Source organism: Pseudogemmobacter hezensis (genome assembly GCF_013155295.1).
Classification (GTDB): Bacteria; Pseudomonadota; Alphaproteobacteria; order Rhodobacterales; family Rhodobacteraceae; genus Pseudogemmobacter; species Pseudogemmobacter hezensis.
In genome coordinates this window covers 1-23,359 of the sequence record NZ_JABJXT010000011.1, presented here as the reverse complement: position 1 = coordinate 23,359, position 23,359 = coordinate 1, and the positions used below count along the sequence as shown (strand labels likewise).

At 58.7% G+C, this 23,359-nt stretch carries 28 protein-coding genes, 1 other RNA gene and 1 riboswitch; of the genes, 9 read left to right on the top strand and 20 right to left on the bottom strand.

Annotation, left to right across the window (positions count from 1 at the left end; translation table 11 throughout):
• The first annotated feature begins 346 nt into the window (after window positions 1-346).
• A complete protein-coding gene (locus HOY34_RS13145; protein WP_172363598.1) occupies window positions 347-1,741 on the top strand; it encodes a dipeptidase in 1,395 nt (464 codons plus the stop codon).
• Window positions 1,738-2,184, top strand: a complete 447-nt coding sequence (locus tag HOY34_RS13140; RefSeq protein WP_172363596.1) for a GNAT family N-acetyltransferase — start codon at window positions 1,738-1,740, stop codon at window positions 2,182-2,184. Before HOY34_RS13145 ends, HOY34_RS13140 begins: the two co-directional genes overlap by 4 nt.
• A gap of 85 nt (window positions 2,185-2,269) precedes the next feature.
• Here HOY34_RS13140 and HOY34_RS13135 read toward each other — a convergent pair whose 3' ends face one another.
• The 3 genes from HOY34_RS13135 to ssrA form a co-directional block, all read right to left on the bottom strand.
• The gene (locus HOY34_RS13135; RefSeq protein ID WP_172363594.1) at window positions 2,270-3,298 is read right to left on the bottom strand and encodes a methionine synthase; all 1,029 of its coding nucleotides are present in this window, start codon (window positions 3,296-3,298) and stop codon (window positions 2,270-2,272) included.
• A 24-nt stretch (window positions 3,299-3,322) separates the two neighbouring features.
• Entirely contained in the window at window positions 3,323-4,306 is a 984-nt protein-coding gene (locus tag HOY34_RS13130) for a DUF1852 domain-containing protein (protein WP_172363592.1), read from the bottom strand.
• A gap of 157 nt (window positions 4,307-4,463) precedes the next feature.
• Window positions 4,464-4,663: riboswitch (cobalamin riboswitch) on the bottom strand.
• Between the two features lie 172 nt (window positions 4,664-4,835).
• Window positions 4,836-5,185, bottom strand: a transfer-messenger RNA (tmRNA) gene (gene ssrA / locus HOY34_RS13125).
• Window positions 5,186-5,373: 188 nt separating this feature from the next.
• On the opposite strand from ssrA, the gene pdhA reads away from it, so the two are divergent.
• Genes pdhA through HOY34_RS13110 form a run of 3 tightly spaced genes read left to right on the top strand, consistent with a single transcriptional unit; the run spans window position 5,374 to window position 9,105 of the window.
• Window positions 5,374-6,360 carry a pyruvate dehydrogenase (acetyl-transferring) E1 component subunit alpha gene (gene pdhA, locus HOY34_RS13120; protein WP_172363590.1) on the top strand — a complete coding sequence of 329 codons (987 nt, stop codon included), beginning with the start codon at window positions 5,374-5,376 and terminating at the stop codon, window positions 6,358-6,360.
• Between the two features lie 14 nt (window positions 6,361-6,374).
• Entirely contained in the window at window positions 6,375-7,760 is a 1,386-nt protein-coding gene (locus tag HOY34_RS13115) for a pyruvate dehydrogenase complex E1 component subunit beta (RefSeq protein ID WP_172363588.1), read from the top strand.
• Window positions 7,761-7,773: 13 nt separating this feature from the next.
• Window positions 7,774-9,105 (top strand): pyruvate dehydrogenase complex dihydrolipoamide acetyltransferase, encoded by a 1,332-nt coding sequence (locus tag HOY34_RS13110; RefSeq protein ID WP_172363586.1) that lies wholly within the window; start codon window positions 7,774-7,776, stop codon window positions 9,103-9,105.
• A 110-nt stretch (window positions 9,106-9,215) separates the two neighbouring features.
• Here HOY34_RS13110 and HOY34_RS13105 read toward each other — a convergent pair whose 3' ends face one another.
• The 9 genes from HOY34_RS13105 to HOY34_RS13065 form a co-directional block, all read right to left on the bottom strand.
• Complete coding sequence (locus HOY34_RS13105) at window positions 9,216-9,905, bottom strand: CDP-alcohol phosphatidyltransferase family protein (RefSeq protein WP_253944442.1); 690 nt, start codon at window positions 9,903-9,905, stop codon at window positions 9,216-9,218.
• 3 nt (window positions 9,906-9,908) lie between these two features.
• Window positions 9,909-10,850, bottom strand: coding sequence for a phosphatidate cytidylyltransferase (locus tag HOY34_RS13100; protein ID WP_172363584.1), 942 nt, complete (start codon window positions 10,848-10,850; stop codon window positions 9,909-9,911).
• Complete coding sequence (locus tag HOY34_RS13095; protein ID WP_172363582.1) at window positions 10,847-11,482, bottom strand: lysophospholipid acyltransferase family protein; 636 nt, start codon at window positions 11,480-11,482, stop codon at window positions 10,847-10,849. The genes HOY34_RS13100 and HOY34_RS13095 overlap by 4 nt, the downstream gene beginning before the upstream one ends.
• Before the next feature lie 40 nt (window positions 11,483-11,522).
• Window positions 11,523-12,329 (bottom strand): serine O-acetyltransferase, encoded by an 807-nt coding sequence (gene cysE, locus HOY34_RS13090; RefSeq protein WP_172363580.1) that lies wholly within the window; start codon window positions 12,327-12,329, stop codon window positions 11,523-11,525.
• A gap of 190 nt (window positions 12,330-12,519) precedes the next feature.
• The gene (locus HOY34_RS13085) at window positions 12,520-14,793 is read right to left on the bottom strand and encodes a baseplate multidomain protein megatron (protein ID WP_366926961.1); all 2,274 of its coding nucleotides are present in this window, start codon (window positions 14,791-14,793) and stop codon (window positions 12,520-12,522) included.
• Between the two features lie 233 nt (window positions 14,794-15,026).
• The gene (locus HOY34_RS13080; RefSeq protein WP_172363576.1) at window positions 15,027-16,193 is read right to left on the bottom strand and encodes a DGQHR domain-containing protein; all 1,167 of its coding nucleotides are present in this window, start codon (window positions 16,191-16,193) and stop codon (window positions 15,027-15,029) included.
• Window positions 16,190-16,777: a hypothetical protein gene (locus tag HOY34_RS13075; protein WP_172363574.1), complete on the bottom strand. Its 588-nt coding sequence runs from the start codon at window positions 16,775-16,777 to the stop codon at window positions 16,190-16,192. The genes HOY34_RS13080 and HOY34_RS13075 overlap by 4 nt, the downstream gene beginning before the upstream one ends.
• Entirely contained in the window at window positions 16,764-17,558 is a 795-nt protein-coding gene (locus HOY34_RS13070) for a DNA adenine methylase (protein WP_172363572.1), read from the bottom strand. The genes HOY34_RS13075 and HOY34_RS13070 overlap by 14 nt, the downstream gene beginning before the upstream one ends.
• Before the next feature lie 275 nt (window positions 17,559-17,833).
• Window positions 17,834-18,070, bottom strand: a complete 237-nt coding sequence (locus tag HOY34_RS13065; RefSeq protein ID WP_172363570.1) for a helix-turn-helix domain-containing protein — start codon at window positions 18,068-18,070, stop codon at window positions 17,834-17,836.
• A 67-nt stretch (window positions 18,071-18,137) separates the two neighbouring features.
• On the opposite strand from HOY34_RS13065, the gene HOY34_RS13060 reads away from it, so the two are divergent.
• Together HOY34_RS13060 and HOY34_RS13055 are read left to right on the top strand one after the other, a co-directional pair.
• The gene (locus HOY34_RS13060; RefSeq protein WP_172363568.1) at window positions 18,138-18,323 is read left to right on the top strand and encodes a DUF4365 domain-containing protein; all 186 of its coding nucleotides are present in this window, start codon (window positions 18,138-18,140) and stop codon (window positions 18,321-18,323) included.
• A 27-nt stretch (window positions 18,324-18,350) separates the two neighbouring features.
• Window positions 18,351-18,623, top strand: a complete 273-nt coding sequence (locus tag HOY34_RS13055) for a hypothetical protein (protein ID WP_172363566.1) — start codon at window positions 18,351-18,353, stop codon at window positions 18,621-18,623.
• Window positions 18,624-18,861: 238 nt separating this feature from the next.
• Here the strand turns inward: HOY34_RS13055 and HOY34_RS13050 are convergent, their stop codons facing one another.
• Window positions 18,862-19,116 carry a hypothetical protein gene (locus HOY34_RS13050; protein WP_172363564.1) on the bottom strand — a complete coding sequence of 85 codons (255 nt, stop codon included), beginning with the start codon at window positions 19,114-19,116 and terminating at the stop codon, window positions 18,862-18,864.
• 245 nt (window positions 19,117-19,361) lie between these two features.
• Between HOY34_RS13050 and HOY34_RS13045 the strand changes: the two genes are divergently transcribed.
• Window positions 19,362-19,658, top strand: a complete 297-nt coding sequence (locus HOY34_RS13045; RefSeq protein ID WP_172363562.1) for a hypothetical protein — start codon at window positions 19,362-19,364, stop codon at window positions 19,656-19,658.
• 96 nt (window positions 19,659-19,754) lie between these two features.
• On the opposite strand, the gene HOY34_RS13040 is transcribed toward HOY34_RS13045, so the two are convergent.
• The 7 genes from HOY34_RS13040 to HOY34_RS13010 form a co-directional block, all read right to left on the bottom strand.
• Complete coding sequence (locus HOY34_RS13040; protein WP_172363560.1) at window positions 19,755-19,934, bottom strand: hypothetical protein; 180 nt, start codon at window positions 19,932-19,934, stop codon at window positions 19,755-19,757.
• Window positions 19,931-20,254: a hypothetical protein gene (locus HOY34_RS13035; protein ID WP_172363558.1), complete on the bottom strand. Its 324-nt coding sequence runs from the start codon at window positions 20,252-20,254 to the stop codon at window positions 19,931-19,933. The genes HOY34_RS13040 and HOY34_RS13035 overlap by 4 nt, the downstream gene beginning before the upstream one ends.
• A gap of 598 nt (window positions 20,255-20,852) precedes the next feature.
• Window positions 20,853-21,101, bottom strand: coding sequence for a hypothetical protein (locus tag HOY34_RS13030; protein ID WP_172363557.1), 249 nt, complete (start codon window positions 21,099-21,101; stop codon window positions 20,853-20,855).
• A gap of 14 nt (window positions 21,102-21,115) precedes the next feature.
• Entirely contained in the window at window positions 21,116-21,718 is a 603-nt protein-coding gene (locus HOY34_RS13025; protein WP_172363555.1) for a hypothetical protein, read from the bottom strand.
• A gap of 38 nt (window positions 21,719-21,756) precedes the next feature.
• A complete protein-coding gene (locus HOY34_RS13020) occupies window positions 21,757-22,104 on the bottom strand; it encodes a hypothetical protein (RefSeq protein WP_172363553.1) in 348 nt (115 codons plus the stop codon).
• Window positions 22,079-22,378 carry a hypothetical protein gene (locus HOY34_RS13015; protein ID WP_172363551.1) on the bottom strand — a complete coding sequence of 100 codons (300 nt, stop codon included), beginning with the start codon at window positions 22,376-22,378 and terminating at the stop codon, window positions 22,079-22,081. Before HOY34_RS13015 ends, HOY34_RS13020 begins: the two co-directional genes overlap by 26 nt.
• Entirely contained in the window at window positions 22,371-22,877 is a 507-nt protein-coding gene (locus HOY34_RS13010) for a hypothetical protein (RefSeq protein ID WP_172363549.1), read from the bottom strand. Before HOY34_RS13010 ends, HOY34_RS13015 begins: the two co-directional genes overlap by 8 nt.
• 219 nt (window positions 22,878-23,096) lie before the next feature.
• On the opposite strand from HOY34_RS13010, the gene HOY34_RS13005 reads away from it, so the two are divergent.
• A complete protein-coding gene (locus tag HOY34_RS13005; protein WP_172363547.1) occupies window positions 23,097-23,357 on the top strand; it encodes a hypothetical protein in 261 nt (86 codons plus the stop codon).
• The last annotated feature ends 2 nt before the right edge of the window (window positions 23,358-23,359 follow it).

Here is a 23,359-nt window from a genome sequence, read left to right as displayed (position 1 = left end):
TGTGTCAAAGAGGGGCGTAATGAAAGCGGGCGAATTGTCGCCCCTGATGCGATATCTTCGGCCGAGGCTTTACCGCGCAAAGCCGCGAAAGGGAACCATCCCCGCCCGCATGGCGGCTTTTCGAAAAGCGCTGTGGCTTTTGGGCGGGCCTTGGGCTTTTGGGCGGACCTGGGCTTTTGGGCGGGTCTGGGCTGCGGGACTTTTCGGCCCCGGCCCGAACCAGCCCCGAACCAGCCCCGACCCATACCCGAACCAGGCCCGAAGCCGCGCCGAAAGCCGGGGTGCTCTGGACAGTCGGGCTGCAAGGGCGCACCTTCGCGCCAAACCAATCTGAGGAGAGTCGCTGATGTCTGACGTGACCAGCAAACACCGTCTGGATGAAGTTCTCGCCGGAATCGACCAGGCCCTGCCAGAGGCGATCGAGCGGCTGAAGGAACTGCTGCGCATCCCCTCGATCTCGACCGATCCGGCCTGGAAAGAGGATTGCGCCCGTGCCGCCGACTGGCTGGTCGAGGATCTGAAGGCGCTTGGCTTTGACGCCAGCACCCGCCCGACGCCCGGCCATCCGATGGTCGTCGCCCATGCCGGCGAGGGCGAGCGCCATATCCTTTTCTACGGCCATTACGATGTGCAGCCGGTTGACCCGCTGAACCTGTGGCACCGCGATCCCTTTGATCCGACTGTCGAATCCACCGCCAAAGGCGATGTGATCCGGGGCCGTGGCTCGTCTGATGACAAGGGCCAGCTGATGACTTTCATCGAGGCCTGCCGTGCCTGGAAGGCCGTGAATGGCACCCTGCCCTGCCGCATCACGATCTTCCTTGAGGGCGAAGAGGAATCCGGCTCGCCCTCGCTGATCCCCTTCATGAAGGAAAACGCAGCCGAGCTGACCTCGGATCTGGCGCTGATCTGCGACACTTCAATGGTCTCGCCCGGCGTGCCCTCAATCGCGGGCCAGCTGCGCGGCATGCTGAAGGATGAATTCACTCTGCATGGCCCGAAGATCGACCTGCACTCTGGCCATTATGGCGGCCCGGGGCTGAACCCGCTGCGCGAGATCGCAAAGATCATCGCCAGCTTCCATGACGAGAATGGCCGCGTCACCGTCGAGGGCTTTTATGACGGCGTGCATGAGGTCTCAAACGCGCTGAAGGCGCAATGGGAAGATTGCGGCTTTGACGAGAAGGACTATCTCGAATCGGTCGGCTATACGGTCCCGCATGGCGAGCGCGGCTATTCCACGCTGGAACAGCAATGGGCCCGGCCGACGCTTGAGATCAACGGGCTTTGGGGCGGCTATCAGGGCGCGGGCTCGAAAACCGTGATCCCGGCTGAGGCGCATTGCAAGATCACCTGCCGCCTGGTTGGCGACATGGACCCCGATGATCTGCGCCAAAAGGTCCGCGCCCATGTCGAGGCCCGCCTGCCGGTTGACGCGCGGGTGACCTGGGACAACAATCTTGAGGGCTCGCCCGCGGCCGTGATGAACACCGACCGCCCCGAGTTTGAAGCCGCCCGCCAGGCGCTGTCGGATGAATGGAACCGCGAAGCCGTGATCACCGGGATGGGCGGCTCGATCCCGATTGCCGGTTTCTTCAAAACCATCCTTGGCATGGATGCGATGCTGATCGGCTTTGCCAATGACGATGACGCGATCCATTCGCCCAATGAGAAATACGATGTGAAAAGCTTCCACAAAGGCATCCGCTCCTGGGCGCGGGTGCTGGACCGCATCGCATGAGCGGGATCACGATCCGAGGGCTGCGACCGGGCGACGAGAGCGCCTGGCGCGGCATCTGGGACGAATATCTGACCTTTTACGAGGTCACGCTGACGCCCGAGGTCACCGCCCATACCTGGGCGCGGCTGATGGATCCGGCTTCGCCCCTGAAGGGGCGGGTCGGGCTGCGTGACGGCCAGGTGCTGGGCTTTGCGCTTTATCTGACGCATGGCTCGACCTGGGTGATCGGCGAGGATTGTTATCTCGAGGATCTCTGCGTGACCAGCGATGCACGGGGCAGCGGCATCGGGCGGGCGCTGATTGAGGATCTGGTCACGCTTGGGCGGCAGCAGGGCTGGAACCGCCTTTACTGGCACACCAGCGAGACCAATAAACGCGCCCAGGCGCTGTATGACAGCTTCGTCAAAAGCGACGGGCATCTGCGTTACCGGCTGACACTGTAACGCAGACCCGCGCCTGCCTGGCGCATTATACGCCCTGCTTATATGCCCTGCCGCCTGCAAGTCGCGGCGGCAGGGCGTGATCTGATTATCCCGCCAGCTCTTTGCGGACAATCGCGGCCCCTGCCCCAAGGGCCTGCAGTTTGGCCTTTGCAATATGGCGCGGCAATGGTGCCATGCCGCAATTGGTGCAGGGACAAAGATTTTCGGCATCGACGAATTGCAGCGCCTTGCGCAGCGTAGCGGCCACTTCTTCCGGGGTCTCAACCCGCTCTGAGGCGACATCAATCGCGCCGACCATCACCTTTTTACCGCGGATCAGCTCGATCAGCTCCATCGGCACATGCGAATTATGGCATTCCAGCGAGATCATATCGATGCTTGATCCCTGGAGTTTTGGAAACACCTTTTCATACTGACGCCACTCTGCGCCAAGCGTTTCCTTCCAGTCGGTATTGGCTTTGATACCGTAGCCATAGCAAATATGAACGGCCGTCTGGCATTTCAGACCTTCAACCGCGCGTTCAAGCGTGGCGATGCCCCAGTCATTCACCTCATCAAAGAACACATTGAAAGCTGGCTCATCAAACTGGATGATATCGACACCGGCCGCCTCAAGTTCGCGAGCCTCCTGGTTCAGAATGGTTGCAAATTCCCAGGCGAGTTTCTCACGACTTTTATAATGCGCGTCATAGAGTGTATCGATCATGGTCATCGGACCAGGCAGCGCCCATTTGATCGGTTGGCTGGTTTGCTGCCGCAGGAATTTCGCATCCTCGACAAAGACAGGATTACGCCGCGCAACGGCCCCGGTGACGGTCGGCACGCTGGCATCATAGCGATCCCGGATGCGAACTGTTTCACGTTTTTGAAAATCAACACCTTCGAGATGCTCAATAAAGGTGGTGACAAAATGCTGACGGGTTTGTTCGCCATCGCTGACAATATCAATGCCTGATTGTCGCTGATCATCCAGCGCAAGACGCAGCGCATCCTGCTTGCCCTCATGAAGAACCTCGCCTTCCAGTTTCCAGGGCGACCAAAGTTTTTCGGGCTCTGCCAGCCAGGAGGGTTTGGGAAGGCTGCCTGCAGTGGCGGTGGGAAGAAGTTTATTCATAGCGGTAAACCTTATTGCCGGGGATCACAGAGAGAAATTTGCCGACCATTGTTCAAGCCTGGCCTGATGCGGTTTGATGAAGTGCTCTTCGGCGAATTTCCCCTGTTCAGATGCCAGCCTGCTGCGCTCTTCGCGGTCATAGACAATCTGCGTCAGCGAGAAATCCTGGTGGCTGAGGCTGGGCTGGAAAACCGCGCCCGCCCGTGAATTGGCATTGTAAATCTCAGGGCGGTAGATTTTCTGGAATGTTTCCATGGTGCTGACCGCGCTGATCAACTCAAGATTTGTGTAGTCGGACAGCAAATCCCCCATAAAATAGAAAGCCAGCGGAGCGGCAGCCCCGGCGGGCATGAAGCACCGCATCTGCATTCCCATTTTCTCAAAATACCTGTCCGTCAGAGAGTTTTCATCCTGCCGGTATTCAAAGCCCAAAATGGGATGGCAGTTGTCTGTGCGGTGATAGGTTCTGTTGCTGGATACGCTGAGGCAGATCACAGGGGGTTTGTTGAAATTGCTGCGGTACGCCTCAGATTTCACAAAGTATCTGAACAGATTTCCGTGAAGCTCGCCAAAGCTCTGGGGAACGTCGAATTTTGGCTTCCCCCTGTTGTATGCCGGCAGCAATACGCTGAAATCGTAATCACGAACGTAAGAAGAAAAATTATTGCCCGCGGCGCCGTCAATTTTATCGCCGCTTTTGCGGTCGGTGATAACCGTCCTGAGCAATTCGATCAGAGGAAAAATGCCTCCGGTGGTGACACCATCAATCGTCATATCAACCGAGATTATCTCGAGCCCCACCGCATATCTGTCTGCCGCCGGATTGTCCCAACAGGCCAGAGCATTGAAGCGATTGTCGATCATCCGCAGCGTATTGTGCAAATTGGCCTTGCGGCTTTGCCCCCTGGCCAGGTTGGCGAAATTGGTGGTGATACGGGTGGTCTCCGCCGGGATGTAATCCTCGTCGAAGTCTATTTTCGTGACCCGGAATGTAAATTCATCCGTCATTGCGACATGCCTTCTGAGCGGCCTGAATTCTCAGGCCGTTAAAACACAGACACTTCGCAACGAATGTTGCGAAGCCGGCCCCGCGCGACAGAGATCGCGCAAGCCTTTGCAGTCACCTTTGCGGAAAAGCCGCCCCCGACACGCCCACCGCGGCCGGAACAGGTGATCAATTCAGGCAGGTTTCCTGACTTGCGGGTCTTTGCCTTGTCCGGCCTTCCCGGCGCAAAATGCACCAGTGGCAATTCGGACAGGCTCGCCGCTTACAGTTGCGGGGGCAGCTCCGGATTTTGGCATTTGCCGTGACCGGATTCCCTTTTAACCGGGGCTTCCCCCGGCACCTGAATCATGCGCAGAATTTGCCCTCTCAGGCAAAACTGTCAATGCGCCGGTATCGGAAATTCCTTCATGTTCAACATGAGGAATTGCGAATAGCAGCCGTTTCAAAGAGGCCCGCAGCCCATTGACGGCAAAAATGGGCAGGGCCGCAGCATAGGGCCTGCGGCTGTCCGGGGGCAATTGCGGGGGATAAGGTCCAGGATTCTGTTGCCAGGCTCCTGGGGGCCCCGCCTTACGCGGCTAAGCGCAAGGACTTAGTTTTGGTATTGAGAGCTGCTTACGCAGCCATCGCCACCGGAGCACGGTTGTCATTGGCAACTATTGTGCTTGCACCGATAACGGTAGTAGCTCACCGGGATAAAGCTAACATCTTTGACTGTCCGTCGATCCTGTTTCGGCCCCATCCACCCGCAATGCCGGGGTGTATTGGTGGAGCCGCCGGGTACCGCCCCCGGGTCCGAGCCAGCTATTCCATGCGCGTTTATATCCATAGTCCTTGCGGACAGAGGATATGTAGCAACTCCTGCCGCCTGGTGCAAGATGCAGCCCCTGCAGAAGCCATCAGGGTCGATGCCCGCCCCCCTTCCTTGCGCCGTTTTATGGCCCCTCCAGGGGTCCTGTGGGCAGGCCCGAAACCAGAGACCGCCTGTGCTGCATTTTGGCTTTGACCCAATAATCCCCGATGCTGTATAGATGGTTTAACGCTAAACCATTCTCCCGGGAGGAGCCTGATGGCACGTAAGCCTGATACAAGGCCCAACGTCTCGAAAGACGAGCTGCTGAAATACTACCGCGAAATGCTGCTGATCCGCCGCTTTGAGGAAAAAGCCGGTCAGCTGTACGGCATGGGGCTGATCGGGGGCTTTTGTCACCTTTACATCGGCCAGGAGGCTGTTGTCGTTGGCCTGGAGGCCGCGGCGAAAGAGGGTGACAAGCGTCTGACCTCTTACCGGGACCACGGGCATATGCTGGCCTGCGACATGGACCCGAAGGGCGTCATGGCAGAGCTGACCGGCCGCATCGGGGGCTACTCGAAGGGCAAGGGCGGCTCGATGCATATGTTCTCGCGCGAGAAGCATTTCTACGGCGGGCATGGGATCGTTGGTGCGCAGGTGCCGCTGGGCGCGGGACTTGCCTTCGCCGACAAATACCTTGGCAATGACAATGTGACCTTCACCTATTTCGGCGATGGTGCGGCCAACCAGGGCCAGGTCTATGAGACCTACAACATGGCCGAGCTTTGGGAGCTGCCGGTTATTTTCGTCATTGAAAACAACCAATACGCCATGGGGACGAGCATGAAGCGCTCGACCAAATCGACCACGCTTTATGAGCGCGGCGTAGCCTATGGCATCCCGGGCGAGCAGGTCGACGGCATGGATGTGCTGGCGGTCAAGGCGGCGGGCGAGAAGGCTGTGGCGCATTGCCGCGCGGGCAAAGGGCCGTACATTCTTGAGATGATGACCTATCGTTACCGTGGTCACTCGATGTCGGATCCGGCGAAATACCGGACGCGCGAAGAGGTCGAGAAGATCAAGACCGAGAAGGATTGCATCGAGCATGTCCGCGATCTGCTGTTGCAGGGCGGCCTGGCCTCGGAAGACGATCTGAAGAACATCGACAAAGAGATCAAAGCGCTGGTGAATGAGGCGGCTGAGTTCTCGAAAGAAAGCCCGGAGCCGCCGCTGAGCGATCTCTGGACCGATATTACCGTCTGAGGGGGAGAGAGATCATGGCAGTTGAAGTATTGATGCCGGCCCTGTCTCCGACGATGGAAGAGGGCACGCTGGCGAAATGGCTGGTGAAAGAGGGTGACGTGGTCAAATCGGGCCAGGTCATTGCCGAGATCGAGACCGATAAGGCGACGATGGAATTCGAAGCGGTGGATGAGGGGACCGTGGGTCGACTGCTGATCGCCGAGGGCACGGCGGGCGTGAAGGTGAATACGCCGATCGCGGTGCTGGTCGAAGAGGGTGAAAGCGCGGATGCCGTTGTTGCGGCCCCTGCCCCGGTTGCAGCTGCGGAACCCGCCGCCGCTCCGGCCATTGAGGCCGTCCCGGCGGCAGCTGCCGCGCGCCCTGTGGTCAGCGAGCCCGCGAAAGGCTGGCCGCATTCGGACCTGCCCGAAGGTGTGGCGACCAAGACCATGACCGTGCGCGAGGCATTGCGCGAGGCCATGGCCGAAGAGATGCGCGGCGATGACACCGTCTTCCTGATGGGGGAAGAGGTTGGTGAATATCAGGGCGCCTATAAGATCAGCCAGGGGCTTCTGGATGAGTTCGGCCCACGGCGGGTTGTCGATACGCCTATCACCGAGCATGGTTTTACCGGGATCGCCGTCGGCGCCTCTTGGGGTGGTCTGCGCCCGATTGTCGAGTTCATGACCTTCAACTTCGCGATGCAGGCGATTGACCACATCATCAACTCGGCCGCCAAGACGCTGTATATGTCGGGCGGCCAGATGGGCTCGCCCATCGTGTTCCGTGGCCCGAACGGGGCGGCGGCGCGGGTTGGTGCGCAGCACAGCCAGGACTATGCGGCCTGGTACTCGGCGATCCCGGGGCTGAAGGTGGCAATGCCCTATTCAGCGGCTGACGCCAAAGGGTTGCTGAAATCCGCCATCCGCGACAACAACCCGGTGATCTTCCTCGAGAATGAGATCATGTATGGCCGTTCGTTCGAGGTGCCGGTGGGCGATGACTTTACCATCCCCTTCGGCAAGGCCTCGATCATGCGGGCGGGGTCGGATGTGACGCTGGTCTCCTTCGGGATCGGGGTTGGCCATGCGCTGGCCGCCGCAGAAGAGCTGGCGAAAGAGGGCATCGAGGCCGAGGTGATCAACCTGCGCACCCTGCGCCCGATCGACTATGACACCGTGCTGGCATCGGTGCAGAAAACCAACCGCTGCGTGACGGTCGAAGAGGGTTTCCCGGTGGGATCCATCGGTGACCATCTGGCCTCGACGATCATGCAGCGCGCGTTTGACTATCTGGATGCGCCGGTCGTGACCTGCACCGGCAAGGATGTGCCGATGCCCTATGCCGCCAACCTTGAAAAGCTGGCGCTGATCACGCCTGCGGAAATCGTCACCGCCGTGAAATCGGTCTGCTACCGCTGAGGAGGATGAAAGAATGGCTATTCAGATCCTGATGCCCGCGCTTTCTCCGACCATGGAAGAGGGCACGCTGGCGAAATGGCTGGTGAAAGAGGGTGACGTGGTCAAATCCGGCCAGGTGATCGCCGAGATTGAGACCGACAAGGCCACGATGGAGTTCGAGGCGGTTGACGAAGGCGTGATCGGCAAGATCCTGATCGCTGAGGGCACTGCAGGTGTGAAGGTCAATGACCCGATCGCCGTGCTGCTGGAAGAGGGCGAGGATGCATCGGCTGCCGTTGCAGCCCCTGCGGCTTCGGCCCCTGTTGCGGCGGCTCCTGTTGCGGCGGCAGCTGCCGTCAGCGCAACGGTGGCCGCACCCGCAGCCGCCCCGGCACCGCAACAGACGGGCGCGCGGGTATTTGCCTCGCCGCTGGCGCGTCGTATCGCCAAAGACCGTGGCGTTGACCTGACGACCGTCACGGGAACAGGCCCGCATGGGCGCATCGTCAAAGCGGATGTCGAACAGGCCCAGCCTGGTGCGACCGCCGCCAAAGCGGGCGCGGCAGCAGCCGGCGCGGCGGGCTCGATGCCCGCTGTGGCGGCGGCCCCTGCCCCGGCAAAAGCGCCGGCGGCAGGTCTCTCGACCGAGACGGTTCTGAAAATGTATCAGGACCGCGACTTCGAAGAGGTCGCCCTCGACGGCATGCGTCGCACCATCGCCGCCCGCCTGACCGAGGCCAAACAGACCATCCCGCATTTCTATCTGCGCCGTGACGTCAAACTCGACGCGCTGATGGCGTTCCGGGCCGAGCTGAACCACGCCCTGACCGGGCGCGGCGTGAAGCTTTCGGTCAATGACTTCATCATCAAGGCCTGCGCACTGGCCCTGCAAGAGGTGCCAGACGCCAATGCCGTCTGGGCGTCCGACCGGATCCTGAAGCTGAAACCCTCGGATGTGGCGGTTGCCGTCGCGGTCGAGGGCGGGCTTTTCACCCCGGTGCTGCGCGACGCGCATCAGAAATCGCTCTCGGCGCTCTCGGCCGAGATGAAGGATCTGGCGCATCGGGCAAAGTCGAAAAAGCTCGCGCCCCATGAGTATCAGGGCGGCAGCTTTGCGATCTCAAATCTCGGCATGTTCGGGATCGAGAATTTCGATGCGGTGATCAACCCGCCGCATGGCTCGATCCTTGCGGTCGGTGCGGGCCTGAAAAAGCCAGTCGTGCAGGAAGATGGCACGATCGGCGTGGCGACGGTGATGTCGATGACGCTTTCAGTCGACCACCGGGTGATTGACGGGGCGCTCGGCGCGCAATTCCTGAAAGCCGTGGTCGAGGCGCTGGAAAACCCGGTGACCATGCTGGCCTGAGGCCCTGGCCTCATCGGGAAAAACAACAAAGGCGGGGAGCAATCCCCGCCTTTTCATTTTAATAATCTGACAGTGCAATCCCGACTGGCCAAGTCCCTTCAGGCAGCCGCTTATCCACGCACCTCCAGCTGGCGCAAAAGGCGCTCTGCGCGGCGGTAGATTGTGCCGAGGATACCAAGGGCGATCGCAACCAGCGACCAGTAAACGATGCTGCCCGCGCTGAATGAAACCGGTAAAAGCGCCGCAGCCAGCGCCACCACGGTCAGCGCGGCCATCCGATGCGGCTTGGCCATCGGACCGCGAAAATCCGGCGCAAAGCCCTCGGCACGGCCCAGCTCGCGCAGCCAGGCGGTGATCAGCGCCAGCGCCCCGACCCCAAGGCCAAGGGCCGCCGATCCGGCAAAGATGCCCGCGCCCCAGAACAACAGCAGATCCGCCACCCGGTCCGGGGCCTCATTCCAGAACGCGCCCGAAGGCGTGGCCGCCCCGCCCTCGACAGCCACCATTCCGTCCAGCAGATTGCACAAAAGCCGCAGCTGGATCATCACCGCCACCAGCACCAGCAGCACGCTTTGCATGATCGGCCCGGACACCAGCGCCGCCCAGAAGAACAAAAGCCCCAATGCCGCGAAGAATACGGACGCCTGGGAAATCTGATTGGGGGTGATCTCACGCGCCGCCAGCGCATGCGCCAGACGCCGCATCAGCGGATTGCGCCGTGCCTCTATCGGGCGACGGTTCTGCTCGGGCTGCGCCTGTGCTTCTGGTTGCGGCTCATCATCCGTAAAGATTTCACGCATTACTCAGGTCCAATACCAACGTATGATGTGGAAAAATACCGGGGCCGCAAAGACCACCGAGTCCAGACGATCCAGAAAGCCGCCATGGCCGGGGATCAGATGCCCCCAATCCTTGACGCCCTTGTCACGCTTGATCGCCGACATCACCAGGCCGCCGAAAAAGCCCATCACGGTGACGATCAGCGCCAGCCCGGCCGCCTCTGGCAGGGTGAAAGGCGTCATCCACCACAGCGCCGCGCCTGCAAGGCTGGCGGTCAGGACCCCACCGATCAGCCCCTCCCATGTCTTTGAGGGCGAGAGTTTCGGCGCAACCGGGTGGCGGCCGAACAGCTTGCCCCAGACATATTGCATCACATCCGACAACTGCACCGTGAAGATCAGCCAGGCGATCAGAATGACCGAGCGCCCCTCATATCCTACGATCTTCAGGTTCAGCAGCGCGGGCACATGGCTGACGCAAAAGACGCAGATCATCAGCGCCCATTGCGTCTCGGCCACGCGGGTCAGGAAGTCTTTCGGCTCGCCGCGCAGGGCAGAAACGACCGGCATCAGCAGGAAGGCATAGACCGGGATCAGAACCGAGTAAAACCCATACCAGTCAACAGAAACCAGCCAGTATTGCAGCGGCAGGACCAGGAAGAATGCCCCCGCCAGCGACCAGTGATCGGCGCGGGCCTTGGTGGTCAGGGTCAGAAATTCACGCAGGGCCGAGAAGGACAGCAGCGCAAACAGGATCACCACCCCCGCTTTCCCGGCCAGAAAGGCCAGCGACAGCAGGATCACCATCCCCCACCAGGCGGCGATACGGGCATTCAGGTTTTCAATGACCGGATTGTCGCCCTTCGGCCCAACCCGCGCGCGCAAGAAAGCACCGATCAGCGTGGCGACCACCAGGATCGCCGCCACCCCCAGCAAAAGCCAGATCAGATGCGGGGCCACGTTCATTGGCCGCCCCCCTCACGCAGCGCCAGCAGGGCGGCATGGCTGCGGGCCAGAAAATCGGCCTTATCTTCGCCCTCGGCCAGATGCAAAGCCGCGCCGAATGTCAGCGTGCAGATCAGAGGCAGAGGCACGATTTCCCCCTTGGGCATCACCCGGTTCAGGTTAGAGATCCAGACCGGGACCAGGTCGATTTCGGGATTTTGACGTGCCAGATGGTAAAGTCCGCTGCGAAACGGCAGCAGCGGCTCTTCGGTCATATTGCGCACGCCCTCGGGGAAAAGGATCAGCGATGCGCCGTCCGCCAGCGCCTCGCCCATCAGCGCCACCGGATCAGCGACGCGCTCTTCGGGGCGGCGATCGATCAGCACGGCGTTAAAGACATCGCGGCCGATAAAGGCCCGCAGCGGCGTTTTCAGCCAGTAATCCAGCGCGGCAACCGGGCGGGTATGCTGGCGCAAAGCAGGCGGCAGCACCGTCCAGAGCAGCACGAAATCGGCGTTCGAGGTGTGATTGGCAAAATAGACGCGTTGCTTCTGAACAGGCTCTATCCCCGCCCAGATCGCACGCGGCGCGGTCACGAGGCGGGCGAAAAGCGTGATCGCAGCCCCCGCACCCCCGGCCAGGACCCGTCGCAAGGCAGGCTTTGTAAAGAAGCCGGAAATCGCCAAAGCGAAGTTACTCCGCCCTGAATTGCTGGTCCATCGACAGGGCGGGCTGGGCACATCCGGCCTTGCCGACCACCCGGGCCGGAACGCCCGCGACGGTGGTATTCGGCGGCACCTCTTCCAGCACAACCGAGCCCGCCGCGATACGCGAGCAGTTTCCGACGCTGATATTGCCAAGCACCTTGGCGCCCGCGCCGATCAGAACGCCATTGCCGATCTTGGGATGGCGGTCGCCATCCTCTTTGCCGGTGCCACCCAGAGTGACCGAATGCAGCATAGAGACATTGTCGCCAACCACCGCCGTCTCACCGATCACGATGGAATGGGCATGGTCGATCATGATACCTTTGCCGATCCGGGCGGCCGGGTGAATATCGACGCCAAAGGTTTCAGACACCCGCATCTGCACGAAATAGGCCAGATCGACGCGGCCCTTTTGCCAAAGCCAATGGCCGATGCGATAGGCCTGCACCGCCTGATAGCCTTTGAAAAACAGCACCGGCTGCAGATAGCGGTGGCAGGCGGGGTCACGCTCATAAACGGCCATCAGATCGGCGCGGGCGGCAGCCCCCAGCTCTGGCGAAGCGCCATAAGCCTCATCGGCGATTTCGCGCAGGATCTGCTCGCTCATCTCGCCCGAGGCCAGTTTCAGCGAGAAACGGAAGGCCAGCGCCCGCTCAAATGTGGCGTGATGCAAGAGGCCGGAATGCACAAGCGCGCCCAGAAGCGGCTCATTGCGCACGGCCTCGACCGCCTCGCTGCAGATCCGTGTCCAGACCGGGTCAAGGCTGGTCACCAGCTGTCTTGTTTCCGCCATCACATATCCCCTTCTTTTGCGATCCCCGGGGGATCACAGAAAGCACGGGCAGAGTATCCTTTATTGTGACACCTTCGGCAATGCGTAATGGCGGGGCGCGAAGGCGGGACCGGAACCCTGGCCAGAGCATCTGCCCCGGCCAGGGTTCACCCGGCCCGCGGTTGTGTCAGGCGCGGAAAGGCCAGCCACCTCAGACTGTAAATGCATGCCCCCGGAACGGCCCCGCCCCGAAACTTGCCGAAAGCTGGGCAACCTCCAGCCGGAACCCTGCGCTTGCGCCGTCGGCGGCCTGGGAACTGGCCGGATAGTCAAAGCGCGGCACGGTGGTCGTATGTTCGGCGACGATCTGCCCGGCCACCAGAACACGCAGCAGATAGGCCTCACTTTCCTCTGAAAGCGGCACCTCTGGCTGCTGCCAGTTATCGCCGCCTGTTCGCGTGCGCCTTATCCAGCTGAGTGCGACATCCGTTCCCGGCCTGCCCCGACCTTTCAGGTGGCACACCGGATAGGGGCGCAGGCCGATGCCGTCAAAGGCCGTCCGGATCTCAACCACATTCGGATCATCATAGCCCCGGCCCGAAACCCCGATGCGATAGCGTCGCGCAAGGCCTCTGACATCGGGGCCGATATCGACCTGTCCAGGAGCCCCGTTCAGCAAGACCACAGTGCTGCCAGCAGGCCAGGTGGGCGGCGTGATGCCATCTGTCCCCGCCTGCCCCCGCAGCCGGACAGAGACCTCCCATGTCTGCGGGGCGACCAGTTCGGCATGGGCGAATTGCAAGACCTCCCAATTCCCGGCAGAGCCATCGCCGATCGCCATCGCATTGGCCCCGTTCAGCACCGCAACCGGATCTGCCGCACTCAGCACCCCGGACGAGAGGCGCAGGCGCAAAGGCGCGCCGTGATCCCACCGCCCCGGTGGTGCCCAAAGCAAGGGCGTCTCGGTCCGCCCCATGACCGAAGGCGCGGTCACAAGGCGGCTGAGGCCAAAGCCACCCGCTGCCAGCTCAGACCACAGGGCCACTGCGCCGGGCCAGGGTTTTGCGGCGACCGCGATATGCGGCTGCCATGCGACCTCAGTGCCTTTCAGAAGCGGCAGATCCAGAAAGAGCGGCCAGACCGGAACCGGCGCGACAAAGGGCAAAAGAGCGACAGGCATCTCCTCATGATCGCCCGGCTCGTAGATGCCGCCTTCGATCCGGGTGGCCTCGATCCGGCGCGTGCTGGCCTGCTCGACCCGGTCAACCCGCCAGGTGCTGCCATCTGCGGTGGCGATCCGGTCGCCTGCACCCACATCAATGCGGGACGGTGCCAGGCTAAGACGCAGCGCATCGCGCGAGATCCGGGTCTCGGCCAGCCAGCGCCGCGTCGCGGCCCCTGCTTCGCTTTGGGTCATAACCAGCGGAACCTCGGTTCCCGAGACGCTGTGCAAAGCCTCGCCCGGGTGACGGGCTTCGGCCATGCGGGCCTCATAATTCCCGTCGGCATCGAGATAGCCCAGCCGTATCGTCGTGCCCGTCTCCTGCGCGGGGGCGCGTGTGATCTCGCCATGCCCGGCAAGATCATCCACGGCATAATCGGCCGGATCAAGCTGGTGGTCGATGCCGGGCTGACGCAGCACGAAGTTCAGATGCCCCTCGCTGTCGAAGGCATCCACCCCGAATGTCTGCAACAGCGGCTGCAACGAGGCACGCGCACTTTGCACCTGATCGACCAGATAACCGCGCACCAGCCCATAGGCCTGCGCACTCTCGGGCTCTGTCACCCCCGCGCCCGCGCAGATCTCGCGCAGAACGGCTGCCAGCGGCTGATTGGTGGCCCGTCCGTTCAGCCAATGGCCGCGCAGATAGGATGCGCCATCGCTCCACAAATCGCGCCTGCCCGGAAACTCGGGGAAAGGCCGCGCATCCCAGGCCCAGACATGGGCGCGGCTGAAATCCACCATCCGCCCCTCATAGAGGGAGGCACGCGGATTATGGGCAGTATCCTCCCAATAGGTGGCCATTGCCCGCAGATACTGCATCTGGATCAGATCATCACGCCCGCCATTCGAGGCCCGCGGCAGGGCGGATTCCGAGGAATAGAGATCCAGGAATTTATTCGGCTGATTGGTTCCCTTATCCAGCGCCGCACAGCCATATTCGGTGAAGATGATCGGCTTTGAGCCAGGCTGCCAGGCTGTCGGAGCCAGCGCTCGGTTGCCATTGCTGCGGCTGTGATGGTGATTGCCCCACCAGCTGTGCAGATCTTTGACGCGGAAGACCCAGGGCTCGTCATAGGCACCATCGGTGATTGGCAGACGGTTTTGCGCGGTCTCGCCCTCGGGGCTGTCATAATACCAGTCATATCCCTCGCCCCCGGCGATGTTTGCCATGAGGTACTCAAGGTTCCAGACCGCCCCCCATGTCGCATCGGCATGGTCGTCTCCCTCACGCCAGTCAGACAGCGGCATGTAATTGTCGATTACAGTGCCAGAACGCTCGGGGGCCTTATTTTCCTGGTATTTTCGACCTCCACCGGTGTTTCAGACCCGATCTGGACCATAAAAGACGTCAAAATATCCAAACCAATAATCAATGATATGGCGCCAGTTACTAACAATCAAACATCTTAGGTCATGCAGCTGCGTATCTGCATGACCTAAGGATGTGCACGCAAAAATTCATAGAGATGGAAGGGAACTCATCTCAACCTCACTTAGTCGAAAAGCGTCCCCTGAGAGTATTTGCTCGGCAACGCTTGCTGAACGAGTTGTCCGTACAATTTCCCAGCACCCGCGCTTCCTGGCAAGTAATTATCTTTGTTCAGATCAGCTCCATCAATATTCACCAATTCCAGTATAGCCGCAAATTCCTCTTTTTCAACAATCCTTGGCTCCGACACGACTGAAAGATAGGCATCTTTCATGAATCTTATAAGAGCATTGTATCCAGTCGTCCGCGGAAGAATTTGACCCTCCCCCGGGCTCGTCCATGCATCCCCCCACTTATCCGAGACTGCCTCGAAAAAATTAGAAACATTCATGTATATGGAAAGAGAATCATCATCTCTGTAAAATTTAGCAAAGATCCTCTGCCTCCAGTCTTCATTTGGCTCCGTAAACCTAGAGCGCCCAAATATACTTTTCGTCCTTTCCTTCTCTTGGTTTTGAGGAAGGTATCGAAGCAGCCCCTCGACGACCGTAGCTTGCGCCAATGTCTCACCATCGACTCCTGGTGTCCGAACCCCAAGCCTTTTAATTTTCCGATAAAAAGGCCCCCGTTCATCAGCATTGAGCGCCACAACAATATCGTGAGCTACCTTATAGGGGCTTTTGTCTCTAGCATAATCGAGAAGATCATATGTTAGAGATTTATTAACTTTTGTTTGCGCCAAGTTAACACGTGAAAATATTTCCGCCTGATCAGATATGTCAGCCCCAACAAATATCGAAACATTCACATCAAACGGCCCCTTACTATCATCTCTATTCGCCAACCCAGCGAGACGATGCTGTCCATCAATTACAAACGCAGACGCCTCAAGCGGTATAGGTTTCCCACCATCCTCGCCATCGTAGGACGAAATCTCCAGCCTTTTAAGGCCCTGACATCCCGGAATATCTGACAAGTCCACACATCTGCTGTCAATTGCGAGAATAACAGACGTTGGAAAAGTGGCATAATCCAAGTTCACATACTGGCTCAGATCTCGCAATCTGGTTCGAGACAGCTCTCGTTGAATCCCGTCTATTTCCCCTGCATTGCCCAAACTGAAGTTGCGAACATCAACAGTTGTGATCTCAAGCAAAGCGCGAGAATCTATTGCTCCGATATAAAATTCGCCAATCGGCTGCGCGACGCGAAGAACATTGATGACGGTCATGATTGACTCTCTTTAATATCGCGTTGCTTATTGACCTGATCGAGCAGTTTGCGAGCATACCTGTCAGATCCTCGGGGCCGGGCTTCGGTTGTGCGAACAACCGCCGCCAGGAAAAGCCATATTAATGCGAGAGACACATAGCTGACGAAGCCGACAGTAATTAGCTCCGAGTTCAACGACTGCTTCATCCCCCCAGTCGCAATCAGCACCGCACCAGATCCTATGGTGAATATGAGAACGACTAGTCCTACAATAGCATGAACCCACCAAGAAAAATAACCAACATTCAGCGCCAAGAGCGCCACTACAGCTCCGCACATTCCCAGAATAGGCAAAACCACTTCGCCAGATTGCCAAAAACCCAAAAATGACCCTGACAAAGACGAGGCGGTATTAGCACCGTCCGACTTCAACCACTTAATTGAAAGAAAGAAAAATGGTATAAACGTAAATCCGACTGTGACGATCACCTCAAAAAGTGATTTCGTGAACCCCGGCAGTTTGTCTGATAGCCACTCCATACAAACCTCAATATTTGGTTTCCATGATGTTTTCCCATTATTCCCATCATCACCTGAAGACATAAAATGCCTCAGTCGTTTTAGTGCGAAAATGCGAGCTTCCGGCCATTACAGATGCTCTACCAATAGACCTATACTCCCCACCCCCCTTATAGAGCTCATGAATACTCTCATGATCCGCGTTAGTGAGATAAACAACCGCACCTCGGTCCACCGCCGAATATATCGCATCTCGGAGTCTTATCTGATCATCCCAGCTGAAAATTTTCTGATTATACTTAACGAACCCGTTAAGATTATGCGCGGTAGTATATGGGGGATCGGCGAACACAAAATCACCTTCCCTTGCCTCAGACAGTGTATCCGAAAAATCAGAAACACGTATATCCGCCAACTTTAGAGCATCACTTATTTTTGAGAAATCCTCCCCCTCGAAAATAACGCTATCCTTTGTTCCAATTGGAACATTAAATTCCCCACGAAGATTCTCTCTATACAAACCATTAAAACACGTCCTATTAAGATAAATAAACTGCGCTGCCCGCGTGTGAGATGTTCTTCTCCGCCTTGAGCGCTCCTCATAGTAATAATCTTTTGAATGCAATCGCTGCATTCGCCTCAACTCAGAATAAACGGCACTCCAATTGTCTCGAATCGCACGATAAGCCTCAATCAAACGAGGATTTACATCACTTATGATTGATAATTTAGGCTTCAGGTGAAAAAATACGGCACCTCCGCCCAAGAAGGGCTCTATATACCGCCCAGAAAAGGTTGGAAAATTAAAGGAAGGATCCGATGCAAGCCAGCGTTTTCCTCCTGCCCACTTAATGAATGGCTGCAAACCTGAAATTCCTTCATTCAGAACTAAGTTTACAGCCTACTCTTGCCGGAAGCAGGCCGAAACGTTGTTGTTGTTACGAAAAACGCGAACTATCACCAATAATGTGCAAAGCAATTTTCCAACTTGCCCTGCCATCCACCAAACTCGCCAATTGCCGCGCTTCGAGCAACTTTGCATTGTCGCGACCAAGTCCCCAAAACCACCATATCCCAATCGACTGTCAAAGATACGAGCACGGTCAAAATCTCTCACCCTTCCCCGTGAGAATCGCGTCCCTATGCCTCTCGTAGCACTGCTGCTGGGGAGATTCCTATAGCTCTGCACAGGCGCAAGAACTCCACCACGTCCAAGCGTCTCTCGCAGCCTTCCACTTTCGCCACGAACGACTGGGGCCGATCAAGCTTGTCGGCTACGTCCTGCTGCGTCAGGCCCGCCGACTTCCGCGCATCCTTCAAGGCGCGGATGAGCCCCCGATACTCTTCATCGTAGATGCTCTTCGCCAACCCGCACATTCCATTTGACCAGCTATGCGGGCATCGGTAATGCCAGATCAGGATTATCCCATATCAGGATATTATTATGGAACTTCTGGCAAATCTCACCTCAACACAGCGCGGCAAGATCGCCGAACGCCATGTAGCGACCGCCCTTATGACACAGTCCGGTGGACGGCTTTCGCCCTTCGAACCACTGTCCGACGACCATGGGATTGACTTGGTCATTATGGACAAGGTGACCGGCAGAGCCCTGCCCATCCAAGTCTAGTCCTGGCTCCTGTCGCCAGACCGGCCGGTGAAGACAGTCCAGTTTGATGTCAGGAAAGCCACTTACTCTGAGGTGTCGGGCGGCGTCATTATCGCAGTCGTTATGGACCCGGAGACACTGACGATGGCCATGGGATGGCTGATCCCGCTTCGAGACTTGCCATCTTTGGCCACCGAACAGGCCAACAAATACGTGATGGCGCCGAGCAGAATGGAGGCCTCAGCCGACAGATACGTGGGGCATAGGCATACCTCAATCGCATCGCTGACCCGAGCGGTGGAAGCCCTGATGGCGGAATGAACAAGGCCCGCCATCAGGGCCTTTCATCTACCATTCGGGGGAACGCCTCATGTAGCGAACGCCAGTCTCAGCTGAGCCAGTGCGTCCTCATCGGGGTATCGGTCTGGGCAATCCTCAGGGCCGATGAAGTCAGCGGCCCGACGCCCGTGGTTGAACTTGCGCAAAGAGGTTGCGCGCCGGGTGGCGCGCTCAACCACGCTTTCATCAAGGTCGACCCGGTTTAGCAACAAGAGCGGCCTCACTTTTCCGCACTCCCCTTGGCTGCGCGGCGAAGGGGAACTTCAACGCCGGACTTTCGCAGTCGGGCTGCAACGGATGCAACCGACCTTGCCGTGGTCTTCGCGTTGGGGAAAATCACCAGGATCCCATCTACGATGTCAGGGTATGAGAGGCCGGCGTCCATCAGAAGCGTCGCCACCTCCGCCCCGATGGTCGGGCGCTTTTCGTCTTCCATTGTCGCATCGCTCAGGGATCCCGATTTCTCGCTAGTCATGCGGTAACTCCATATCCGCCCGGCCGCCATGGCAGGGATGATTGGATGCTGTCGCGAGAGACGGCGGAAGCGAGCGCCCTATACCCCAACTTTAGATGACATTTCGCTTCGGCGGCCATCGGCCAGATGCACCTGAGCGCGCCGTGCACCGAAAGCACAAGCCGCAGCCATATCGAACCAGGGGGCATATCTGGCGGTCCACGGTCAGCGTGTTCCGGGGCATGATCGGCGTGAAGGAGCCGCCCATGACACCCGAGCAAGCCGAGGCAATGGCAGCAGAACTGCTCCCCCGCCTGACCAGAACGAAAACATGCCAGTCGTTTTGCAGGGTCATCGTCAGACACATAGAACGCCGGGACAGGCGGAGCGTGGCGGCGGTCGCCATGAACGCCCTGGGGAAAACATGGGCGGCATCAACGCTTGACAATTGGCTGCACGATAAAGCCCACACCCGTGAGGCACAGCAGAAGCGGGTTGCGGCAAAGAGGCGCTGGAATATCAGAAACCGGGCAAAGCGAAAGATCGAACGTGATGAAAATTAGGCCAGCGGTCGAGTCCATATCTGGCCTCGACTGCCCATCCCCGTGATAAGCCCTTGGTCCGGGTGATTAAAGATACCCGAACCAAGGACTTCTGTGTTACGCGCTGGCCTGTTCTTCGCGCTGTTCCCGCAACGCGCGCCGTGCAGCACTAACGTTGCTCTGGGCGGAAGAAACGCGAATACCGGTAAGGTCGTGGATATGGCGACCTGTGATAGAGTTATTTGCCATTACCAGCAGCTTTACGAGTTCAACGTCATTGAATTTATGCCGTTTCATTTTGCAACTCCATTCATGCGAAGGATCGAATAGGTCTCTTGGTTCAGAGCATGGTTAATGCTCTGGCAATTCGCGTCGCGCTCGATGGCATCCGCAACATTCCAATCAGCATCTTCTAGGCACCCAAGCAACCAGATCGCCTCCTTCTGGGGAATTCCAATCAGGTCGCAAATTGCTTCTGCATTGGTGGTTTGCAGTGCGTTTGCTGCGATAAATACTTTCTCTACGCGGTTCAGCCCGATAACCCCGTTGGGGAAAGTCGAGTCGAGCATTTGGGCATGACTGGAAAGCCCAGTGAAATCCTGGTTACCTGTAGTCATAGTAATCTCCTGTAAGCGGCGACTGCATATCAGTCACCGTGATGCATCGCAGGGTTCGCCCACCTCGGCTCATCCCGGCCTTTTCATCGAATCGGCTCCATCAAGTTCGCAGCTGTAAAGGGGTAAGTCGACTATCATTTCAATCGAATCGGTCGGCCGCAAAAGCAATAGAATCGGGGACCATAAAAATATCCAGACAACTATTAATTGGACAAGATAAGCGAAAATCTGCCAAGCATGGGATACAATTAATGCTTATGAAGAACACCAGGCAGGAACGTATTTTTCTTATTTCGTTTATCGACCATGGCTCGGGGTCGAAAATTCACTCTTTGCTACTGGTCGAAACACGAATACCGCGCCAATGAAAAAGAGGCCGGGGTGAAAACCCCGACCTCTTCCGCCCAGCCGATGGGCCACCCCGAGAAGAAGGATGAAGCCCCCTCGGGTATATATGCGGAGGCAGGCACTGACCCCTGCCCCCCGGGAACGCACCCTTACAACCTGCACACAGGACGAGGGGTCCCTGTCGCCGCCTCTCCGGGGACATCTGCCGAAAGGACACGGCAAAGAAAAAGGAGAGAGCGGTCGCGTCTTGTTACTCGCTGGGCGACTGACCTTCGATCAGCCTTGCCGCCTCTTCGCGCGTGCCAAGAATCCGGGCACCGAGCTCAGACTTGGTGACGGCGTCGTAGGCGTCGAAATAGCCGACATTGCTCTGCGCAGCGTGTTCCTTCGCCATATCGTCAAGCATCTCGTCGGCGTTGGAGCGGATGATTTCCGCGCGCTTCCGAAGGTTCTTTTCTTCGGCGACCTTCGCCAGCAAAGCGTTGAGCCTCGGGTCCATATTGATTTCCCTCATTAAAATGGGTCAGCGGCATTGTGCTGCCCGAAGTCATAGCCCGCTGGCGTCATGATGTCGGACAGCCCGCGCCCCCGCGCTGCGGCGTTCGGAATGTGCTGACCGATCAGCTTGTGGAGCGCCGGGGCCTTCGCTGATACCGTGCGGCGCAGCGCCAAGGTCAGCAGGCCGTGCGAAGCCCGATTGGCGTCCGGCTCACCACATGCCCGGTCAAGCTGGCTAATTTTCGCTGACAGCGCCAGCAGGTGAGCCACAGCAGCATCTGCATCAGCGAGGGCAGCATCAACCTGCTGCGAGGCCTCACCACGAAGAGCCAGGAGCTCGGCGCGCTCTGCCCGTGCAACTTCCATTGCTTTCGTGCGCTCGGCGGCCTCGGCGGCCTGCAAATCCTGCTGCAATGTCTGATAGGCCGCCTCGGCGCGCATATCAGCGAGCGTCTCGTCCTGGATCGATTTGGCAACGGCGTCGAATGCCGCACCGTCTGTCAGCGCAAGGCGCTTTTCGTCTGCACTGAGGTCGCGCGGCTTGCGACCTCGCGCTTGGAACTGCGCGACCTTGGGCGCGAGTTCGGCAAGCTTTTCTTTGATGGCGGCGATGTTCATGGTGCAGTCCTCTGGCTGCACTCACGATGCCGGGAAGGTTAAGGACCGCAAACCAGCAGTTCGCGCCACTCCGGCGGGAAGTCAAAGGCAGCGGCCATTGCGCTAGCGTCTGTCCGGACCTTCGACGCATACCAACGCATGGATTGGCTCGAAGGACGCCGACCGATCGCTGCCTCCAGTGCGTCCTGGAAAACGACTGTGCTGCCATAAGGCAGATCGGTCGTGCCCTGTACTGCCATAGTAGCAGCGACAAGTCGGCAGGCGTTGCGAGCATCAGAGAAATCAGCGCCGAGGCCAGCCTTGCCGCACGCTTCGCCCACGATCTGCGAGAACTGCCGTGCTTTGCGCGGGTTCCTCATATCAATCAACTCCAATGCCGGGATCATAGAATGACGCCTGCGCCAGCAGCCGGAGCAGCTTTTCCTTCATCAGACCGTCAAGGCTGTCTCTTGATCGGATCACCTCTGCGGCTTCCAACTTGCTCTGTTTCGACGCCCATGGCAGCCGCTCGGCGCCGCCTTCAAGTTCAGACAACAGGCCGTCTTCGGCAGAAATGTGGCCCAGGGTGACCCGGCAGGTCACGTGCCCGCCCTGGACTGGAACTGTCGCCACACCGCCCGCTGTCACATAGAGCGTGATGATTTGAAGAGTGTCAGCCATCGAAGTCCTCCGCAGGGTTCACAAGGCGCGGCATGGGCGGGAGAACATCGGCCGACGACTGCGAATTATTGATCTGGACCGTTGCGCCGGGGGCGGGCTTATCGGCTGATGCAAGCACCTTCTCCAACAGCTTTGACAGGATAGCAGTGTTACCGCCGACGAGGCGTTGCGCGCGGACAGGATTGAAATCGGCATCAAGAATGAACTCCCCCCGCTCATCCCGTAACCAATCGTCAACAACGGTCCCGGAGGCTGCCATCGCCTTCGCCAGGGTCGAATGAATTATCTCATCCCGCCGCGCCAATTCGGCGAGGTGCCAGAGGTCCGAAAAGTCAGCATCTGCACAGCGGGCCAGATAGAGCTCAAATACCCCGCAACCCGCCAACCTGGCAGCTTGCATCGGACCATTTCCCGCAAGCATGTGGCGAAGAAACTGACCTTTGGCCTCTTCGCTCGCAACTTCCAGGTTATAGCTCTCATATTGGGATAGCTGATTCATCGGGCCCTGTTCGGGTTTGGCTTTTTGCCCACCTATTCACCCAATCAGATCAGGGCGTTATGGGTGCAAAAATTCGGCACGGGATTTCCTATTCTGACAATCAGCATGTCAGGCAAGGGCCTCACAGAACACCAGCAGTTCGGCCTGACGACGTTCAGACCGATCCTGACTGCGCAGGATGCTCCCCCGAGCTGATACAGCAGCGCTCAGGGGACTCGGATGATGCTCGGCGAAGTCTCGGATACTCGGATTGCCGAAAGCCTAAATGAGCAGTCCGGCAAAGGGGTGCCTCGCCAGCTCCGCCACCATCCACATCTTCATTTTACCAATGGGCTGCCGAGGTATTGCCTCGAAGGGGCTTTGTTGCGCTATTCGGCTTGGGGGCGCAGATACCCCTTTCCCGGTTATCTTCAGCGCATGCGGACGGTCTCGGGCGTTCCGAGTGATGTGAAGCGGTTCATGAGTGCGATGCGGATCTGAAC

Bases quoted from the DNA above. Each gene is read 5' to 3' on its own strand.
- HOY34_RS13145 (WP_172363598.1), top strand. From the start codon at position 347: ATGTCTGACGTGACCAGCAAACACCGTCTGGATGAAGTTCTCGCCGGA.
- HOY34_RS13140 (WP_172363596.1), top strand. From the start codon at position 1,738: ATGAGCGGGATCACGATCCGAGGGCTGCGACCGGGCGACGAGAGCGCC.
- HOY34_RS13135 (WP_172363594.1), bottom strand. From the start codon at position 3,298: ATGAATAAACTTCTTCCCACCGCCACTGCAGGCAGCCTTCCCAAACCC.
- HOY34_RS13130 (WP_172363592.1), bottom strand. From the start codon at position 4,306: ATGACGGATGAATTTACATTCCGGGTCACGAAAATAGACTTCGACGAG.
- pdhA (WP_172363590.1), top strand. From the start codon at position 5,374: ATGGCACGTAAGCCTGATACAAGGCCCAACGTCTCGAAAGACGAGCTG.
- HOY34_RS13115 (WP_172363588.1), top strand. From the start codon at position 6,375: ATGGCAGTTGAAGTATTGATGCCGGCCCTGTCTCCGACGATGGAAGAG.
- HOY34_RS13110 (WP_172363586.1), top strand. From the start codon at position 7,774: ATGGCTATTCAGATCCTGATGCCCGCGCTTTCTCCGACCATGGAAGAG.
- HOY34_RS13105 (WP_253944442.1), bottom strand. From the start codon at position 9,905: ATGCGTGAAATCTTTACGGATGATGAGCCGCAACCAGAAGCACAGGCG.
- HOY34_RS13100 (WP_172363584.1), bottom strand. From the start codon at position 10,850: ATGAACGTGGCCCCGCATCTGATCTGGCTTTTGCTGGGGGTGGCGGCG.
- cysE (WP_172363580.1), bottom strand. From the start codon at position 12,329: ATGGCGGAAACAAGACAGCTGGTGACCAGCCTTGACCCGGTCTGGACA.
- HOY34_RS13080 (WP_172363576.1), bottom strand. From the start codon at position 16,193: ATGACCGTCATCAATGTTCTTCGCGTCGCGCAGCCGATTGGCGAATTT.
- HOY34_RS13075 (WP_172363574.1), bottom strand. From the start codon at position 16,777: ATGTCTTCAGGTGATGATGGGAATAATGGGAAAACATCATGGAAACCA.
- HOY34_RS13065 (WP_172363570.1), bottom strand. From the start codon at position 18,070: ATGTGCGGGTTGGCGAAGAGCATCTACGATGAAGAGTATCGGGGGCTC.
- HOY34_RS13060 (WP_172363568.1), top strand. From the start codon at position 18,138: ATGGAACTTCTGGCAAATCTCACCTCAACACAGCGCGGCAAGATCGCC.
- HOY34_RS13050 (WP_172363564.1), bottom strand. From the start codon at position 19,116: ATGACTAGCGAGAAATCGGGATCCCTGAGCGATGCGACAATGGAAGAC.
- HOY34_RS13045 (WP_172363562.1), top strand. From the start codon at position 19,362: ATGACACCCGAGCAAGCCGAGGCAATGGCAGCAGAACTGCTCCCCCGC.
- HOY34_RS13040 (WP_172363560.1), bottom strand. From the start codon at position 19,934: ATGAAACGGCATAAATTCAATGACGTTGAACTCGTAAAGCTGCTGGTA.
- HOY34_RS13035 (WP_172363558.1), bottom strand. From the start codon at position 20,254: ATGACTACAGGTAACCAGGATTTCACTGGGCTTTCCAGTCATGCCCAA.
- HOY34_RS13030 (WP_172363557.1), bottom strand. From the start codon at position 21,101: ATGGACCCGAGGCTCAACGCTTTGCTGGCGAAGGTCGCCGAAGAAAAG.
- HOY34_RS13025 (WP_172363555.1), bottom strand. From the start codon at position 21,718: ATGAACATCGCCGCCATCAAAGAAAAGCTTGCCGAACTCGCGCCCAAG.
- HOY34_RS13020 (WP_172363553.1), bottom strand. From the start codon at position 22,104: ATGATCCCGGCATTGGAGTTGATTGATATGAGGAACCCGCGCAAAGCA.
- HOY34_RS13015 (WP_172363551.1), bottom strand. From the start codon at position 22,378: ATGGCTGACACTCTTCAAATCATCACGCTCTATGTGACAGCGGGCGGT.
- HOY34_RS13010 (WP_172363549.1), bottom strand. From the start codon at position 22,877: ATGAATCAGCTATCCCAATATGAGAGCTATAACCTGGAAGTTGCGAGC.
- HOY34_RS13005 (WP_172363547.1), top strand. From the start codon at position 23,097: ATGATGCTCGGCGAAGTCTCGGATACTCGGATTGCCGAAAGCCTAAAT.